Source organism: Ligilactobacillus sp. LYQ139, assembly GCF_045033025.1.
In the GTDB taxonomy this organism is placed as follows: domain Bacteria; phylum Bacillota; class Bacilli; order Lactobacillales; family Lactobacillaceae; genus Ligilactobacillus.
Genome location: NZ_JBJFZW010000003.1, coordinates 89,376 through 105,845, shown reverse-complemented (window position 1 = coordinate 105,845; position 16,470 = coordinate 89,376). Strand labels below are relative to the sequence as shown.

The window sequence follows — 16,470 nt, the reverse complement described above, 5'->3', positions numbered from 1 at the left end:
CAAATCACGTCCTTACTTTTTTGCTTTTATTCTACCGATTAGCGGGGAGTTTGTACACTGAGAAAGTGCTGTTAACAGGCGCTGATAGTCAGCGGCCATCGCTTCTTGTGCCCCCGTAATTCCCGGCCACACCCGCAACCGTACTGACAGCTGGGGCCGACCAAGCCATTGGAGAGCCACCGCTACCCGCCACTCCAACCCACCATGCTGGTATAGCGGAGCAGCATATGTCTGCCCAATAAACGCCCCCAGCATTGTCAGGGGCACGCCCGCTTGGTAACATTGCACCTGCAGTCGTCTGAGCCACCATCCAGGTTGTTGACACCGCCAGTTAAGTTGCCGTTGTTGATGAATAATCGCGGTCGCCGGAACAACCGGAACCGGCAATGTTCGCGGCGTCCGCATAAACGTAACGAACTCATCCCACCGCTTCGTCCAAAACCACCGCACCCGGAGTGGTAAAAACGGCGCCTGCCATAAATCATACGCTACCCCTAACCGTTGCCGAGAAACATCGTAATACGTCAGGTACCACCCCAACTGGGGCCGCCAGCGTAAAAACTGGGCCACTTGCCGGGAAAGGGTCCGCCTAAGGGTATACCGGGACCCCAACAACCACAACACAAAGACCCCGGCTTGTTGGTATCCTTGCATGCGGTGACAATACGCCTCTACAGAGAGCGGCGCACACTGGTACTCAAGTGCCCACCGCCCCACCAGAATATCTGGTCGCTGGTGGCTAGCCGGTAAGGACCGTTCAAGGACGGCGGGATACCCCGCTTGCCGCACTAAAGTGACCAATTGCTGCTTACCACTCGCATGTTGCGTTGTCTCTCCCCGACCAACGCCAGTTGACCGGGCCTGATGGGCAAAATACGCCCGGTTAACCCTTCCCCGCCGTACGTGCAGGCTTACCCCGCACCGTGGGCACCAGTACGGCTGCTTCGGTTGTGCTTGAGAAGCCGTAATGAGTCGATGCTGATTATCGTATGCCCAGTTCATAAAACCGCCCCCTCACCCCATAAATAGGCGAAGAGACGGTCAATTTCGTATTTTTTATTAATCAACAGGAAAATAGTGCCGAACCAGCTGGAGGGCCGAATCACGTAAGAGTAACCGTCCCCGCTCCCGAAGCATGGCGCCAGTCAGCCGGACAGCCCGGTCGCCGTACTCAGCTAGCATTCCCCGGAGGGTGGCCAGCCCGGTGGTTCCCAAAACGTCGTCGTAGACAACCACGTCTAAGTAATACTGATCATCCAAAGCATACAAGTGCGATACCACTGCACTCGCATCTATGTCCTGAGCAAGCGTTTGAACCGCCGAAAACGTTGCAAAGGCATACACCAAATGATGGGGTTCATGGGTCAAAGAAGTGGCTGACTTCTCCTCGTCAGCTGCCACCGTTGTTCGGCGCACATCGCCATCACCAGAATCTTTATGGGCAGCGTCATTTGCCGCCAGTGGTACCCCCAACAACGGCTCATCCTTGGGCTTGCCATCCTCATCAACATCCACTTTGGTGATGAATAACTCCAGCCCGTGCCGGTTGGGCATGATCTGAAACGTCACCGCATCGTTATCCTGAAACTCGTGGTTGGTATCAACCTCAGCCAAAATCTGGTAAAAAAACCGCTCAACTTCCTTTTGGTTTCCCAAAAGGTCCAGCACGGTGACGTCATGCGCTTCGAGGTCGTCCATTCCTAAAAGCACCCGAATCGTGCGCTCATTGACCCGTTCGACTTCCATCTAACTCACCTTCCGTCCGCAATCTCCTTAGTACCCATCATACCCGTTTTTGTGTCGGGGTGAAAGTCCCCTACTCAGTGGCTAAAAACGGGCGAACATGCAATGATGCATGTCCGCCCGTCATTCGAACGGTAAGTCACCGTTGAGCGATTAGTACTCGACCAGTTCCTGTGCTTGCCGTAATTCAAGCGCCCGCACTTCCCGCGGTAGGAACCGCCGAATCTCATCTTCATTATAACCAACCTGGAGCCGTTTCTCGTCCATAATAATCGGCCGCCGCAGAAGCCCCGGATTCTGCTGAATCATATCGAACAACTCTCCCATCGGTAGGTCGTCCAAATCAACGTGCAACTGCTTGTATGCCTTCGAACGGGTCGAAATAATCTCTTCCGTCCCATCTTCAGTCATCTGAAGAATCTGCTTAATCTCATCAACAGTGAGCGGTTCGGAGAAGATGTTCCGTTCAGTGAACGGAATTTCATGTTCCTGTAACCAGGCCCGTGCTTTCCGACATGACGTACAACTTGGCGAAACATATAACGTTACCATACGACCGCTCCTTACTTTATAAACCGTTATCCGTCATCGACTGTTTCTATTATAGTCCATTCCGGAAGCAACCGCACACTTTATAACGAATTTATTACAAACTTAATCGTTATTTTTTACAAGTAACGTTTTAATCGTCAAATTAACTCCCCGCACCTCCCTGGTTTTCGGGAATTATAACTTATCAATTAACGTTGCCAAGCTTGTCAACAACTCGGCTGGTAATTGTTCCCCGGCGTGGCTCTGCTCATACTGCTTGAGCCAGTTCAACCGCACTTCGAAGCGGGCCTTTAGCGTTTCAACGTAGTCCTTATCATTAAAGTTAACCTCGTAGCCGTCCAGTGGCATGTAGCTCATATGAGGTAACGGGCCAAACGCCTGCCACTGATCCTTATCGTCCACCAGGGTTTCGAGAATCCCCAGCGTCGTTTCTTTCTTAATATCATTGCCTAAGAAGTTATCCGTGTTGATGATGTAACAGTTAACGTGTTGCTTAGCGAACAACTCCTTGAAATCGTGGTAATCTTCGGCCAGTGGGTATGCCCGGAACGGGTCCGCAAACGGCTCGATAACAAGGGCATTGTGATCAGCCACGTTTTCAGCAGTGGACCGCTTGGTTGCCAGCGTAGCCCCAAACGTAGCAGCCAGCGCCGGATCCTCTAGCCGTACAACCGGCGGTAAGCTGTTGTCCTTCATAATCCAGAAGATGGAGTCAATCGGGGCAGGTTCCTTGTCCACCCGGTTAAGGGAGGCATAGCGCGTCTTAATTGTCCGGCCGTTCCCGTTCCGCAGGTCTTCCGTAACCAGCACCCGCTTACCATCCGCATCCGTTGTTACCCCACAGTTCATAACCGTGGTGAAGTAGGTCGTTTCCCGCGTCCCCGGCAGGTAGTCGTTGGTCTTATCGAAGTACGACGGTTCAAGGGCAACGGACGAGCCGTTTTCCCGGGAAATGACGAAGGCATCGTCGTGCAATACGGTAATGTCGTACTTGCCGTTGTGCTTTGCGTGCGTCAGCGTAGACTTACCGGAACCAGACAGGCCATAAACGGCAAAGACGCGATCATCCTTGTCCTTAAAGTGGAACGCCTTTTCGCCCCCGTGGCACGCGGTGTAACCATGCCGGTGCGCCGTGGCCCACGTCAGGGTCAAGGTTGATTTCTTAAGCTCACCGAAGTACCGCAGCCCCAGGATAGCAGCAACATTATGCTCCGGATCAAACAAAGCTAACCCCTGTGGGAAGCGGTCATCATGCCAGTACGGGTTCGCGTAAATGTAGATGTCCCCTTCATCGTACTGCCGGGAGTTCGCGTAGCGTTTACGGTATTCCTCAGTAACCGGCTGGAAATTAAGCATGTACGAGAGCAAGTTCATCTCAAACCCTTCCGGTACGGCCAGGTGGGCCCCCACCATGAAGTCTTCGTCCAATCCCACGTAAACATCGGTCTTGTAGAAGTTATGCTCATGCCCGCCGTAAATGGCCTCCCGCAAAACGCTCATCATTTCATCCTCATCCACCGTCGGATCATTTAATAACCGCCGGGCGGCCGCCGTCCGGCCAACCACACCCCCGTGATTATCAACCAGCTGCACGGCATCAGAAGGTAATCCCAGATCGTCCGTGTGTTTAATTGGAATATCCGTCACAATCGTGTTCGGCGCCTTTTTTGCCAAGTAATACGCCGAGGCAACGTCGGTCACATGATGCATGTTGTTTTCATAAAACGCACTTTCCACCGTCGTCCGCATCCGGGAGAAAATTGGGTTTTTCTTCGTAATGTCCTTCTCGGTGAAACTTCTGCGTGTACTCATATTAACCACTATCCCTTTTATAAATTTGGACGCAAAAAACCGCTTCCATACGCTTAGTATAGCACGCTGGGAGGTATTTGTGAATATTTTAATTAATTATGAATAAATAACGCTTAAATCACAATTATTCAGGGATTTAACAACTATATAAATTAATGATAATCATCACATATATCCCCATTTCCGCCGGGTCGCCATTGAACTTTCCCCCTCCACCCCGTATCATATTCCGTGGAATAGACTTACACGAAAGAAGGTTTTACCATGCACCATCAGGACGTGCACCCCGCACGTTTTTTGGGGGTAACACTACTTAATGCCCTTATTACCGTTTTTGAATTCTTAGGGGGCCTGTTCGCCGGAAGTTTAGCGCTACTTGCTGACGCCGGCCACAACCTCAGCGACACGGTTACCATTGTCATTAGTTACGGGGCCCATTGCTTGGCGCGCCGCCCCGGTACCGCCAAGCAAACCTTTGGCTACCGCCGGGCGGAGATCATCTCGGCGTTCCTTAACGCGGGGTTACTTGTTGTCATGGCGCTCTTTATCATCGGGGCCGCCCTGCAACGCCTGTTACACCCCACTTCCGTAAACGGTGAAGTAATGACGGGAGTGGCAATCATTAGTACGGTCGCTAACTTAGTATCAGCGGCCCTCCTGCACGCAGGCAGCACAACGAGTCTTAACATCAAAGCAACATACCTGCACGTCTTAGCGGACGGACTGAGTTCAATTGGGGTCACCGCCACCGGATTAATTCTCATGGTGTGGCCCGTTCACTGGTTAGACCCGTTGGTTTCAGTAGCCGTGGCCCTCTACATCGCGTACGAAGCCCTGCCAATCATTCAAAAAACCACCAGCATTCTCATGCAGCGCGCGCCCCGGCTTGATTACCACGCCATCATCCGGGACATCACCGCCCTACCCCAGGTCAATGCCGTTCACCACGTTCACGCCTGGTCCATCGATGAGCACCGGATTATTTTTTCAGCACACGTCAACTGTGACGATATTCGCTTGAGCGAAGCCGAACAGCTGTACCAGGAAATTGGGGCGCTCCTCCGGCGGAAGTACCATATCAACCACGTCACCATTCAGGCGGAGTGCCACCGCGGCCAAAACGAACGGATGTTTAATATTGACCATTAATTTCCAGGATAGACAAAAATAATAAAGGGGACTGCCATTTTTAACGCAGTCCCTTTTTATTAATCCAATCCTAAATACCGTTCCAATACCTGGAGAACGCCCGCCTCGTTGTTATTCGGCGCAATTAGCTGGGCTGTCCGCCGAACTACCGGACTACCGTTCGCCATCGCATAACTAATCCCCGCCGCTCGTAACATTTCCAGGTCGTTTTCACCATCACCAAATGCGATCAGGTCTGCTAGTTGCCGACCACTATGCGCCAACAACGTCGCCAACCCCTGCGCCTTCGTTGCTATCGGGGCAACCAGGTCAATGCTTCCGTTACCACTGGGACAGGCCGTGACCCACTGTTTTAATCCCCTGGTAAGCGTGGCAACCACCCGCTGTTCATCCCCAAGGGCAACATTGACGGTAACCTGATAAATGGTTTTTTCTGGAAGTGGCGCAAGCGCACCTACCTCTACTAGGTTCGGGCAGTAATAGTGCGCCCGCTTTCGGAGCACCACCGGGGCACTCTGGGCAACGTAGGCGTGCCGCACCCCACACACCATCGGCGCAAGCCCAAGGTCAAGACACCGGATGACAATGGTAGTCACTACGTCTTCGGGAACAAAGTAGCGGATCGGCTCCATCCCGGGGCCGGTAATGTGCGCCCCGTTTTCCGCAACATAGCTTACCGCCGGAAACGCCGCAAAGTATTGCGCCAACCGCTCATACTGGTTCCCGCTTGCAACAATAAACTGAATATCGTGTTCTTGCAGTGCCGCAAGGACCCGGGCAAACCGGTCCTCGTCAAACCGCTTATGATCATCAAGAAAGGTCCCGTCCATATCAACGGCGACCGCCCGAAACGGAACTGATTGCATTTTTCACACCCCCGATTAAGCTGTAACCCTTTCCTTGATTATAACAAAAACCACGCCCGAATTACCGGATAAATGTAATCGGTTACGTGGTTGTTTAAATACCTGATTAACGCTGCAAAAACTTGGGCACCAGAAGCGTCCGCGGTGCACGCGCGCCTTGTTGGAGCCGTTTGCGGTTAACCACCGCAATCAACTGCAACATCGTAATCGCCACCGAGCTCCGCTTCCGGTACGACGTGTATTTGGGCCGCCACCGGGTGACGTACTTATTCTTATAAGCCCGAAGTCCCTGGAACCCGTACAGTTTATAGCCATACTCGTAAATGAAATGGGCTGCTTTTTCTTCGAGGAAACTAAACTTCGATTCCCCGACGTTTGATAAGGGCGCCATCCCCATATTAAACCGCTGATAATCGTGCTTTTGCCCGTACTGAAACAGACTAATAAAGATCATATCCATGATGCCGGACGGCGCATCCTTACTATGACGCATTAGGTCAACGGAGAGTGTGCCGTCATCCATTGGCATCAACGTCGCAAAGGCCACCAGCGTCCCGTCTTGCGCCCGCACGAGGGCAACCGGTGCTTCGTTCACGTAATGCGGGTCAAAGAACCCCAACGAAAAGCCCTTTTCGACCTGTCCATCTAGCCAACTATCTGAAACCGTCCGCAGTTCGGCCATTAACTGGGCGGAAACGGGTGCGGGTTCCATCGTAAACGTATACCCCTCCCGCTCAAACTTATGCATGAGGGCCCGCTGCGCCCGTTGTTTTTTCCCGGCAAGCGTAAAGGATGGGAGATCAACGACTCCCTCTTCGCCGGTTTTGATGAAGTCATAGCCGTATTCATGCAGCAGTAACGTCAGCTGGGCGTTAATTTCGTAAAAGACCAGCTGGTAACCATACCGGTCCGCTGCCATAATCAACTCACTAATGGCGGCTTCCAAGTACTCTTGGTCCCCAACCGGCTCCCCCATAATCATGAGTTTGTCTGCCTTAAGCTGATACATAAAGAAGAGCTTATCCTCCCCGTCAACCGTGTAGTAATACAGGTGCTTATCCTGCAAGAAGGCCAGGTGGCTGACTTCGTTGCCCCCGTACATGCTAATTACGCGTTTAATCCGCGCTTCGTCGTACTCAAAACGCTGGAACGGATTAGTCCCCGATGCCAGGTAATTCATGATTATAACCAAAATCACCGTGGCAATGATGATTCCGACAAACCCGTATAACCACACGCGCTGCGCCGGAAACAGTAGTAGCAGCGGTACGTGGTGGGGATGGTGATGATGAATCAGCGTACTCGGGGCGTTGATAATCCCCACGACAACGTACAAAAGAGCAATTCCCACCACAATGGCGGTATCAACAACCACTTCAGCGAGCGAGTACTGTAACTGTTCGCGGTACAGTTCATGCCGGGAAAGCACCACTGCCAAGAAAACAACCGCCAAGAAAAGCGCTAAGCTCAACGTATACGCATGAATAAGCGTGTTAATAATTCCCACTGCCAGAATCACTAGCGTCGGCCAAAACGCCTTTTTCACTTTATTTTGAATCCCACGCGCCATTCCAAGCAACATGAACGCAAAGATAATGCTGGAAATCTGATTCAAGAAGAGAAACGTATACGTATCCAGTTTCATCAGCAACCCGTTACTCAGCGTAAAGTTTGGCACCGCCGCCTCCAACAGCATGAAAATCGCCGAGAAGTACATGAAAGCCGTCACCAAGAAATGCGCACCCTTGTGCAACAGTGCCCGTGGTAACCCGTTGAAGTGTTCGTTGACCCGGTGCCCTAAATCATGAGCGAAGAAGGCCACTCCGACTAAGAACGGCACGATGTAGTAGAACAGCCGAAATAGCAGCAACCATGCCACGGCTACGGCACTCGGAACGTGGAGGGTTGCTAACCCAATGAGCATAAACACGTCAAACGAACCCAAGCCTCCCGGGACTAGCGAGATAATTCCCACGACCTCGGCAATTATGTAGAGCGGAAAAACCGCCGCCAAGTGAACGTGCGGGTGTAAGATGGCCCCAATCAACAAGAAAAACAGGGCCGCTAACCCCCACTCACACGTTGACGTGGCGATTAGTCCAACCTCGCGCTTAAGGGTTAAATCCCCGAAAAAGGCGTTATCCTTAAACTTCGTCACGCAGAACAACACGGGGAAGTACAACCCGCCTCCCAGTAACCACACGGCATAGTTATGGAAATGGTGGCCAATCCCCACCCCGAACATCATCAAAAGCGCAATCCAACAGTAGATGGACAACCCCGCCAGTAAGAACAGCGCGATCTTTGAGATGGCGTAAAGCACCTGCTTTTTCGTCGCGTTTTTATTATAGAAGTTCGCCCGGAGTGTGGCACCAAGCACCCCCCCAAACCCCGCAATGTTAGTGAAGGTATTGGTAATCCACCCGCTCCGCACAACGTACGGAACCGAATAACTTTCTGGCAAGAATTTCACGATCATGAAATCATACCCCAACATCGGGGTGACTGCAACTAATCCCCCAACCAGCATAATAATAATTTCTCCGGGGGTTCGGGCCATCAAACTGGCCCCAACGTGGGCCCAATCAAGTTTTTTAAAGATCTGGCCAATTTCATATGCAACAAAGGTGAAAACCGAAAAGGCAAACAGGACCTTAATTACCGTAAAGTTTTGCCCGATAAAGTTCTTAATTCGTTCGTACGCTTGCTTAATCACGCGTGTTCCTCCTCGTATCATGTCTTTTCAATTATCACCAATAATTTGACAGATTGCAAGGAACATCCGTTATTGGGGAAAACCATCATGGTACTGCGGGGGGGTCCAGTACCCCACCTGGGATCCGTTAACCGCAAACACGCACCCGGTTTGCGGCGTGGAAAGAACTTGCGTCACAATAAACTGCCCTACCGCCGTTGCCGATCCAAGATGCCATTCAGCAGGAAGGTGCCCACCGTACCGCTCCCGCAGGTGGGCCATCACCGGGCGGGTCATGTCCGTTCGGGCAGCCGGCGCCACAGCATTCACCCGCAAATGATACCGGGTTAGTTCCCGGGCAAGCGTATACGTCAAACTCACTAGGGCACCCTTGGTTGCCGCATAGTTGGCCTGCCCGGGGTTCCCCAACAGTCCCCCCTGGGAAGTCATCATGATAATTGCCCCCCCGGCCCGCATTTTAGGAACAACCGCGCGGGTTATGTTGAACACCCCGGTAAGGTTGGTTGCAATGACGGTGTCCCACTGTCTGACAGTCATCTTCGTCCACCAAGCATCCGCCACGGTCCCCGCGTTGTTTACCAAATAATCAACCGGTGGCAGGTGCCGACACGCCTTACCAACTGCCGAACGGTCAACAACATCGCAGCAAAGTACCCGGCATTCACCATGGGGATAATGCGCCAGCAGCGTTTGGCGCACCTGGTTTAGCCGGTGCCGGTTACGACCGTGTAAGATTACGGCCAAACCCTGCTTCATGGCCGCTTGGGCGGTGGCCCGGCCAATCCCCCTGGTTGCCCCGGTAACTAAAATGCGTTTTACCATTCTTCTAACCACCTTTCGACCTGCTGGTTGCCCACCAACACAGCACTGCCCATTCCCCCGGCAACGCACATCGCCGCTATTCCAATAGCCGGATGGTCAAGGCGTTTTAAGTAGTTAAGCAGCCGCGTAATTAAAATTCCCCCCGTTGCGCCGTATGGATGGCCAGAAGCCAGGGCCCCACCATACGGGTTCCACCGTGCTGCCTGAATTCCTAGCCGCCGCTGACAAAAGAGCGCTGCTACCGCAAAGGGTTCGTTAACCTCGTAAGCCGCGATCATCTCCGGGGAAACCCGCGTTTTAGCTAACAGTGTTTGGACCGCTGACACGGGCGTTTCTAAGAACCGATCCGGAAACCCACCCACCAGTGCGCTTCCCAGCAGATAACCCTGCGCCGGATAATCGCTGGTCGGTGCCGCCAGCACCACCGAGCTGGCACCGTCGTTAATTGGGCAACTATTGCCCGCCGTACAAACCCCCGCCAGGTGAAAGGCCGGTTTTAACCGGGCCAACCCGGCAAAGGTCGTCGGCCGGGGGCACTCATCCTGACTGCTACCATTAACGGGAATAATTTCCGTTGCCGTCACCCCAACTTCCCAAGCCTGGCGGGTTCGTTGCTGGGAACGAACAGCATAGCGGTCAGCCTGCGCGCGCGTAATCCCCGCCCGAACTGCTAGCCGGTCAGCCACACTCCCAGGGTCAAGGTCGCGCATCCCTTCCGGTGCTAACGGAAAACGCTTCAAGGAAATCCCGGCCGCCGTTTGCACCCGGTATGCTTGGGAGCTACTTTCAACTCCCCCCGCAAAAACCAGCGTGGCATCCCCCGTTTCAATCATCCGTCCTCCGGTAACCACCGCCTGCAATCCGCTTGCACACTGGCAATCCAAGGTCAGTGCCGGAGTTGCCGGAGAAATGCCGGCCGCTAACGCGCACCGCCGGGCCAAGTTTCCGCCCTGATTAACAGCGTTTCCCAAAACCACCATATCAGGTGTGGTGGGGATTCCCTTCTCCCGTTGGCCCTGGATTAACTGGCGGTATAATTCTTCGGGCGCCACCTGCCGCAACATGCCGTTTACTTTTCCCACCGGTGTCCGGTACGCCGCAACAATCTTAACCTTCATCATGAAACCCTCCCCGTAAATACTGCTGACAAAGTACCTTCCGCGCAATTTTATGATTATGGAGCGGAATGGCCGCAACCCGAATGATCTCTGCGGGAACCATGTACGCTGGCAGGTCATGCTGTAAGCGCGTGCGCAGGGCAGCAACGGTTCCCTGTAACCCACTCACCAACAGGACCACCCGCTCCTCGTAGGTGGGATCCGGCACCCCAAACACCGCACACTGACCGCACCACGGGGCGACGACGGTTTCAATTACCTGGGGTAAGAAGGTATTCCCCCCGTGACTGATCATGTCATGGGCCCGGCCGCGCAGGGTAACCTCCTGCCCCGCAACCGTACCGTAATCGTCCGTCACCACCGTAGTAACCTGCTGGGGATGGGCTGCCGTTCCCGCGTAGAGGTAAGGTGATTGCACCTGTAGCCGACCATCTGCCGTAGTCGTGGCGCGAACCCGCGGGAAAAGGCGTCCGACCTGGCCCGCGTGCTCATCTCCTGTCCGTTCCTGGGTGGCAATAAAACTCGTTTCGGCTGTCCCGTACGCTTCAAACACGCGACAGTGCGGCGCCTGGGCCTTAATTTGCCGCACCAACTCGTTCGGAGTGGTTCCGCCACAAAGGATCACCCGCCTAATCTTTGCCCACGGGAAGTCAGCAAGGTGCTGTTGAACATAGGCAGGAACCACAAAGAGCGCCGTCTGTTCCCCGATAACCGTCAGTTGCCGGGTAAACGGGCGCCCGGTCGTCAGGGCAAAAATCAGGGAGTGGAGCCCCAACGTCGTTGTCAGGGGACTGGGACAAAAGATAGTCATTTGCGGGGAAAGCGCAAAACTTGTTGCACACGCCGCAAAACCCGCCGTCCATGACGCCACCGTTCGCCAGAGCACTTTGGGTGTGCTAGTCGTCCCCGACGTCAACGCAAGGAAAACGGGCGGCTGGGAGTGAACCGGCGCCGGCGTGAAGTGTTGCAGGGCGCTCGTCGGGCCAACAAACGGCACTTGGTAGTTGGCCAGGGTCGCCTGCCAATCCACCCACACGTTTGCCTCATCATCCGAATTAATCACCACCACCGAACGGGACGAGCGGAGTTCCTTACTGCGCACCGCCACCCGGTGGCGAACCGCCGTTGGTGAAAGCCACTCCCCTGTTGCCGTTGTAACCACTTTGTCGCAGAACGCCATCAAACCACTCCTTTGCGTCAACATTATATGATTATAGGTTAACACAAACATGCTGCAGATTAGAAATAAAAAAACCAGCGGTGGAAAACCACCGCTGGTTGAACTAATCGTTTAACCGGCCGATTACTTAAGCGTAACCGTAGCACCCGTTTCTTCGATCTTGCTCTTGATTTCTTCGGCTTCGTCCTTAGCAACGCCTTCCTTAATAACTGAAGGAGCGTTGTCAACAAGTCCCTTAGCATCCTTAAGACCAAGACCAGTGATTTCCTTAACCGCCTTGATTGTCTTAACCTTAGCGTCGCCGGCAGCCGTCAGTTCAACGTCAAATTCTGACTTCTCAGCAGCACCGTCAGCACCTGCAGCACCTGCAGCTGCAACCGGAGCAGCAGCTGAAACGCCGAACTCGTCTTCGATTGCCTTAACTAAGTCGTTTAATTCAAGAATGCTGGCTTCCTTTAAGTCAGCAATAATCTTATCTGTATCTAAAGCCATTTTATTTACCTCCGTTTATTATGAAATGTCGTGGCTTAAGCCGCACAATTATGCAGCATCTTCGTCCTTGCTGTCGGCAACGGCCTTGACGGCGTATGCAACATTCCGGACAGGTGCCTGCAGAACAGACAGTAACATTGAAAGCAGCCCTTCGCGGTTCGGCAGCTTGGAGAGCGCCTGAATTTCTTCAAGTGAAGCAACCTTCCCTTCAATCATGCCACCCCGTAATTCAAGGTTCTCATGATCCTCAGCAAACTTAGCCAAAATCCGTGCTGGTGCCGTAACGTCGTCGTTAGTAAAGGCAACGGCCGTTGGGCCAACGAAAATGTCGTCTAAGCCTTCGATACCAGCCTGCTTAACGGCCCGCTTTAAGTACGTATTCTTAATAACACGCATCTCAACGCCAGCTTCACGCAACTGTTTCCGCAGATCCGTAACTTCCTCAACGGTTAATCCCCGGTAGTCCACAACAACGTTAGCAACGCAGTCTTCAAACTTCTTTGCAACTTCGTCAACGATTGCGGCCTTCTTTGCGATAACTTCCTTACTCAATTGATTCACCTCCCAGTCAGTGTGTCAACGGGCAATAAAAAAGCCCTCCATCCACTAAGACATAGAGAGTTCCGATAATTAATTATCTCCTCGGCAGGATATTAAGGCGCATGCCACCTGAGTCTTAGGTAGAATCATATTAAATTGACCTTCTTGAGGTTACCATGTTTTGCTTAAAGCGTCAACAGACATCACATAAATCACAACAAAAAGAGCCCGGTCCCCCGGACTCTTTTTCGTCTTATTGTGCTAGAGCCGCTTACATCGTGGCCGTGTCAATCGTAACACTTGGACCAAACGTTGAAGCAACTGAAAGGTGCTGAACGTACGTCCCCTTAACACTTGCCGGCCGCAGCTTCAAAATGATGTCGTAAATCGTCTGGAAGTTTTCTTCCAGGGCCTTAGCATCAAACGAAACCTTTCCAAACGGAACATGAACGTTCCCGTCGCGGTCTGTCCGGTACGTTACCTTCCCGGCCTTGGATTCTTCAACGGCCTTCTTAACGTCCATCGTTACCGTCCCGGTCTTCGGGTTTGGCATTAAGCCCTTTGGTCCTAAGACCCGTCCAAGCCGACCAACCTGGGCCATCATGTCTGGTGTGGCGATGGCAACGTCAAAGTCCAACCAGCCATCCTGAATTTTCTTAACTAAGTCATCGTCGCCAACAACGTCGGCCCCAGCTTCTTCAGCTTCCTTAGCCTTCGGCCCCTTGGCGAACACAACAACCTTCTGGTCTTTCCCAGTTCCGTTTGGCAGCACAACGGCGCCCCGGAGCTGCTGGTCAGCCTGCTTGGTGTCCAGGTTCAGCTTGAAAGCAACTTCCATGGTGGCATCAAAGCCAGCAAAATCAATCTTCTTAACCAGTTCGATCGCTTCAGCAGCCGTGTACGACTTCCCTGCTTCGACCTGCTTAGCAGCTTCTAAGTACTTCTTACTCTTTTTCTTAGCCATTAGTGATTATCCTCCTTGCAATCTGTGGTCAATCGGATATACCTCCCACCTGATTTTCGGGCTTTCGTCCCGAAATCCGACTGAGAAGTATGGGATTAGCCTTCGACGGTGAAGCCCATGCTCCGTGCAGTACCTTCAATCATGCGCATTGCGGCTTCGACATCCGCAGCGTTTAGATCTTGCATCTTTGTTTCGGCGATTTCCTTCACCTGATCCTTTGTCACCGTAGCGACCTTCTTGGTGTTTGGTTCACCGGAACCCTTCTGGACACCAGCAGCCTTCTTGAGTAAAACGGATGCCGGCGGAGTTTTAGTAATGAAGTCAAATGACCGGTCTTCATAAACACTAATAACAACTGGAATCAGCATGCCCGCCTGGTCCTGTGTCCGGGCGTTGAACTCCTTAGTGAAGCCCATGATGTTAATTCCGGCCTGTCCAAGGGCAGGACCTACTGGCGGAGCTGGAGTTGCTTTACCAGCAGGAATTTGTAATTTAACAACGTTAACTACTTTTTTAGCCACGGTAATACCTCCTTAAAATCCGTGTGTGGTCGGATGGCTGCGTCGAATTCAGCCTCCCACTGAATGCATGAAGCGCCATGCATACTTGAATAGTCTACCATGTTAATCCTTAACCGACAAGCCCCTGCGGCCGAGAAACGTGGCAATTAACCGGTCAACCATCGCGTTCTGGTGTAACAGACTGTGCTGGGCCAATAGTCCGGTAAACTTATGCTCCTGATACCGCGAAGCCGGCACCAAATGCTGGAGTGCCCGGGCGGAGTTAACCCCCACGGACCCATCAGTATGGGCGTGCAGCTCACCGTAAACGTTCAAAAACCTGGTGGTCGCCGGGATTGCCGCGTGGTTTCGTTGCAAATGCCGGTACCGCGGAGTCTGGTATGTTGGACCAGCTGAGGTCAGCGCATAGTCCTCAATGTGGGCCCAATTCGTCTTACCCGGATCGGTATCGTTAAACGGCGCGGCAATTGTGACCGCTTGTTGAATCACCGGCTCCATGTGGACATTATGAGTTACCAGGTAATGTAACAGGGCAACCCCACCCATTGAGTGGGCAACCACCTGCACTTCTCTCCGCCCAAGGTGATAAAGCGCCCGCAACAATCCCCGCAAATCCGAAACCTGAATCTCTACGGGTCCCCGGTTTTGGACAAACAAAACCTGAACCAAGTCGCTGGTTGCCAGTTCACCCCGAACCCGGGTAATTCGCCCCTGATCAAGCCACACCGTCGCTACCTGAGCGCCCCAGCCGTGTTTCACAAAGCGCCTAATCATCGGGCCAAAAGAAAACCGATTACCCCTATATCCCGGAATAAATAAAACGGGGACCCGCCATTTGCCCGGCTTCACACAGGGCGAAGCATGGTGGCTGAGCCAGTGACTACCGCCGGCAAGCAGGCCCGCACTGCTTAGTCCCTGACCCCATTTCCGTCGTGTCATGGCCACCACCTCTTTTCCCCTTAAATTAAACTAGTTGACCTTATCAACCTGATCGAAATCGAGTTCTGTTGCCGTTTCCCGCCCAAACATATCAATGTTAACCTTTAACTTCATCTTTTCGTGATCAATGGCCGTAATCTTGCCTTCCAGGCCGCTAAACGCGCCGTTAATAATCCGAACGGTATCGCCCACATCCGCCTTGAAGTCAATGTGGCGCGTGGACATTCCGAGCCGCCGTAAAATTAATTGAATTTCATCATCCAGCAGCGGCGCCGGCTTGCTGCCGGATCCGTGCGACCCCACAAACCCGGTGACCCCCGGAGTGTTCCGAACAACGTACCAGGACTGGTCCGTCATAACCATTTCTACCAGAACGTAACCCGGGAAAGTCTTTTCCATTTCAACCTTGTCCTTCCCGTCCTTCAGCTGGTGGTGTTCCTCTTCTTCCGGTACGATTACCCGAAAGATGTAGTCCTGCATCCCCATTGAGGTTGTCCGTGATTCCAGGTTATTCTTAACCTTGTTTTCGTAACCAGAGTACGTGTGCAGAACGTACCACTTCTTTTCGTTTTCTGTTGTCGTCATAAGTAAGCTCCTCTTAAATTCATTAGGGTAAAATAAAAAAACCTTGCCGCAACAAGATTTTTCGCTTCAATCGTATTATACAAAACCGCACGAATCCCCGCAACTAGTGTCGCCTAAAGCGCCCCAACAATCATCTGGGCTGCCCAGTCAACGAGCGCAAAAAATATGATAAACAAAATTGATGACATCACTACGATGTCGGTTGAATGCATTGTCTGCCGGAAGTTCAGCCATGTTGTGTCCTTCATGGTCTGAATAACACCCTTAATAAACTTCATTTCTGCCGTTCCTCCGTTACTTTGTTTCCCGGTGCAGCGTATGCTTCCCGCAGTACCGACAAAACTTCTTAACTTCAAGCCGCTCAACCCGCTGGGGGTTCGCCGCAATCGTATAATTCCGTGAACCACACACGGAGCATGCAAGTGCTACCCGCTTTTGTGCCATGCTGATCACTCCTCACACGTTATCCCT

General features: G+C 52.6%; 18 protein-coding genes and 1 other annotated feature. Of the genes, 1 reads left to right on the top strand and 17 read right to left on the bottom strand.

The window, feature by feature from the left end; all coding sequences use genetic code 11:
- Nucleotides 1–12: 12 nt before the first annotated feature.
- The 4 genes from ACI3E1_RS03965 to ACI3E1_RS03950 all read right to left on the bottom strand — a co-directional run bounded on the left by ACI3E1_RS03965 (nucleotide 13) and on the right by ACI3E1_RS03950 (nucleotide 4,107).
- A complete protein-coding gene (locus ACI3E1_RS03965) occupies nucleotides 13–1,002 on the bottom strand; it encodes a competence protein CoiA (RefSeq protein ID WP_405024359.1) in 990 nt (329 codons plus the stop codon).
- A gap of 57 nt (nucleotides 1,003–1,059) precedes the next feature.
- The gene (locus tag ACI3E1_RS03960) at nucleotides 1,060–1,746 is read right to left on the bottom strand and encodes an adaptor protein MecA (RefSeq protein ID WP_405024358.1); all 687 of its coding nucleotides are present in this window, start codon (nucleotides 1,744–1,746) and stop codon (nucleotides 1,060–1,062) included.
- Between the two features lie 150 nt (nucleotides 1,747–1,896).
- Nucleotides 1,897–2,295, bottom strand: a complete 399-nt coding sequence (gene spxA, locus ACI3E1_RS03955) for a transcriptional regulator SpxA (protein WP_405024357.1) — start codon at nucleotides 2,293–2,295, stop codon at nucleotides 1,897–1,899.
- 174 nt (nucleotides 2,296–2,469) lie between these two features.
- Nucleotides 2,470–4,107: a phosphoenolpyruvate carboxykinase (ATP) gene (locus ACI3E1_RS03950; protein ID WP_405024356.1), complete on the bottom strand. Its 1,638-nt coding sequence runs from the start codon at nucleotides 4,105–4,107 to the stop codon at nucleotides 2,470–2,472.
- 264 nt (nucleotides 4,108–4,371) lie between these two features.
- On the opposite strand from ACI3E1_RS03950, the gene ACI3E1_RS03945 reads away from it, so the two are divergent.
- A complete protein-coding gene (locus tag ACI3E1_RS03945) occupies nucleotides 4,372–5,256 on the top strand; it encodes a cation diffusion facilitator family transporter (RefSeq protein WP_405024355.1) in 885 nt (294 codons plus the stop codon).
- A 59-nt stretch (nucleotides 5,257–5,315) separates the two neighbouring features.
- On the opposite strand, the gene ACI3E1_RS03940 is transcribed toward ACI3E1_RS03945, so the two are convergent.
- The 13 genes from ACI3E1_RS03940 to rpmG form a co-directional block, all read right to left on the bottom strand.
- On the bottom strand, nucleotides 5,316–6,122 hold the full coding sequence (locus ACI3E1_RS03940) for a Cof-type HAD-IIB family hydrolase (protein ID WP_405024354.1): 807 nt from the start codon (nucleotides 6,120–6,122) through the stop codon (nucleotides 5,316–5,318).
- 106 nt (nucleotides 6,123–6,228) lie between these two features.
- Complete coding sequence (gene mprF / locus ACI3E1_RS03935; RefSeq protein WP_405024452.1) at nucleotides 6,229–8,835, bottom strand: bifunctional lysylphosphatidylglycerol flippase/synthetase MprF; 2,607 nt, start codon at nucleotides 8,833–8,835, stop codon at nucleotides 6,229–6,231.
- 72 nt (nucleotides 8,836–8,907) lie between these two features.
- Entirely contained in the window at nucleotides 8,908–9,660 is a 753-nt protein-coding gene (locus ACI3E1_RS03930) for an SDR family NAD(P)-dependent oxidoreductase (protein WP_405024353.1), read from the bottom strand.
- Nucleotides 9,654–10,778 (bottom strand): thiolase family protein, encoded by a 1,125-nt coding sequence (locus ACI3E1_RS03925; protein WP_405024352.1) that lies wholly within the window; start codon nucleotides 10,776–10,778, stop codon nucleotides 9,654–9,656. The genes ACI3E1_RS03930 and ACI3E1_RS03925 overlap by 7 nt, the downstream gene beginning before the upstream one ends.
- Nucleotides 10,768–11,958, bottom strand: a complete 1,191-nt coding sequence (locus ACI3E1_RS03920) for an AMP-binding protein (protein WP_405024351.1) — start codon at nucleotides 11,956–11,958, stop codon at nucleotides 10,768–10,770. Before ACI3E1_RS03920 ends, ACI3E1_RS03925 begins: the two co-directional genes overlap by 11 nt.
- Nucleotides 11,959–12,081: 123 nt before the next feature.
- Nucleotides 12,082–12,450, bottom strand: coding sequence for a 50S ribosomal protein L7/L12 (rplL, locus tag ACI3E1_RS03915; RefSeq protein ID WP_405024350.1), 369 nt, complete (start codon nucleotides 12,448–12,450; stop codon nucleotides 12,082–12,084).
- 48 nt (nucleotides 12,451–12,498) lie between these two features.
- Entirely contained in the window at nucleotides 12,499–13,002 is a 504-nt protein-coding gene (gene rplJ, locus ACI3E1_RS03910; protein WP_405024349.1) for a 50S ribosomal protein L10, read from the bottom strand.
- A gap of 27 nt (nucleotides 13,003–13,029) precedes the next feature.
- Nucleotides 13,030–13,149 (bottom strand) — a sequence feature (ribosomal protein L10 leader region).
- 112 nt (nucleotides 13,150–13,261) lie between these two features.
- A complete protein-coding gene (rplA, locus tag ACI3E1_RS03905; protein ID WP_405024348.1) occupies nucleotides 13,262–13,954 on the bottom strand; it encodes a 50S ribosomal protein L1 in 693 nt (230 codons plus the stop codon).
- 95 nt (nucleotides 13,955–14,049) lie between these two features.
- Nucleotides 14,050–14,475: a 50S ribosomal protein L11 gene (gene rplK / locus ACI3E1_RS03900; RefSeq protein WP_283582113.1), complete on the bottom strand. Its 426-nt coding sequence runs from the start codon at nucleotides 14,473–14,475 to the stop codon at nucleotides 14,050–14,052.
- 102 nt (nucleotides 14,476–14,577) lie between these two features.
- On the bottom strand, nucleotides 14,578–15,414 hold the full coding sequence (locus ACI3E1_RS03895; protein WP_405024347.1) for an alpha/beta hydrolase: 837 nt from the start codon (nucleotides 15,412–15,414) through the stop codon (nucleotides 14,578–14,580).
- Between the two features lie 30 nt (nucleotides 15,415–15,444).
- Entirely contained in the window at nucleotides 15,445–15,999 is a 555-nt protein-coding gene (gene nusG, locus ACI3E1_RS03890; protein ID WP_405024346.1) for a transcription termination/antitermination protein NusG, read from the bottom strand.
- 113 nt (nucleotides 16,000–16,112) lie between these two features.
- Entirely contained in the window at nucleotides 16,113–16,277 is a 165-nt protein-coding gene (gene secE, locus ACI3E1_RS03885) for a preprotein translocase subunit SecE (RefSeq protein ID WP_405024345.1), read from the bottom strand.
- 16 nt (nucleotides 16,278–16,293) lie between these two features.
- A complete protein-coding gene (rpmG, locus tag ACI3E1_RS03880; RefSeq protein WP_283582109.1) occupies nucleotides 16,294–16,443 on the bottom strand; it encodes a 50S ribosomal protein L33 in 150 nt (49 codons plus the stop codon).
- Nucleotides 16,444–16,470: the final 27 nt, after the last annotated feature.

Coding starts and splice junctions, on each gene's coding strand:
- ACI3E1_RS03965 (WP_405024359.1), bottom strand. CDS start 1,002: ATGAACTGGGCATACGATAATCAGCATCGACTCATTACGGCTTCTCAA.
- ACI3E1_RS03960 (WP_405024358.1), bottom strand. CDS start 1,746: ATGGAAGTCGAACGGGTCAATGAGCGCACGATTCGGGTGCTTTTAGGA.
- spxA (WP_405024357.1), bottom strand. CDS start 2,295: ATGGTAACGTTATATGTTTCGCCAAGTTGTACGTCATGTCGGAAAGCA.
- ACI3E1_RS03950 (WP_405024356.1), bottom strand. CDS start 4,107: ATGAGTACACGCAGAAGTTTCACCGAGAAGGACATTACGAAGAAAAAC.
- ACI3E1_RS03945 (WP_405024355.1), top strand. CDS start 4,372: ATGCACCATCAGGACGTGCACCCCGCACGTTTTTTGGGGGTAACACTA.
- ACI3E1_RS03940 (WP_405024354.1), bottom strand. CDS start 6,122: ATGCAATCAGTTCCGTTTCGGGCGGTCGCCGTTGATATGGACGGGACC.
- ACI3E1_RS03930 (WP_405024353.1), bottom strand. CDS start 9,660: ATGGTAAAACGCATTTTAGTTACCGGGGCAACCAGGGGGATTGGCCGG.
- ACI3E1_RS03925 (WP_405024352.1), bottom strand. CDS start 10,778: ATGAAGGTTAAGATTGTTGCGGCGTACCGGACACCGGTGGGAAAAGTA.
- ACI3E1_RS03920 (WP_405024351.1), bottom strand. CDS start 11,958: ATGGCGTTCTGCGACAAAGTGGTTACAACGGCAACAGGGGAGTGGCTT.
- rplL (WP_405024350.1), bottom strand. CDS start 12,450: ATGGCTTTAGATACAGATAAGATTATTGCTGACTTAAAGGAAGCCAGC.
- rplA (WP_405024348.1), bottom strand. CDS start 13,954: ATGGCTAAGAAAAAGAGTAAGAAGTACTTAGAAGCTGCTAAGCAGGTC.
- ACI3E1_RS03895 (WP_405024347.1), bottom strand. CDS start 15,414: ATGACACGACGGAAATGGGGTCAGGGACTAAGCAGTGCGGGCCTGCTT.
- nusG (WP_405024346.1), bottom strand. CDS start 15,999: ATGACGACAACAGAAAACGAAAAGAAGTGGTACGTTCTGCACACGTAC.
- secE (WP_405024345.1), bottom strand. CDS start 16,277: ATGAAGTTTATTAAGGGTGTTATTCAGACCATGAAGGACACAACATGG.
- rpmG (WP_283582109.1), bottom strand. CDS start 16,443: ATGGCACAAAAGCGGGTAGCACTTGCATGCTCCGTGTGTGGTTCACGG.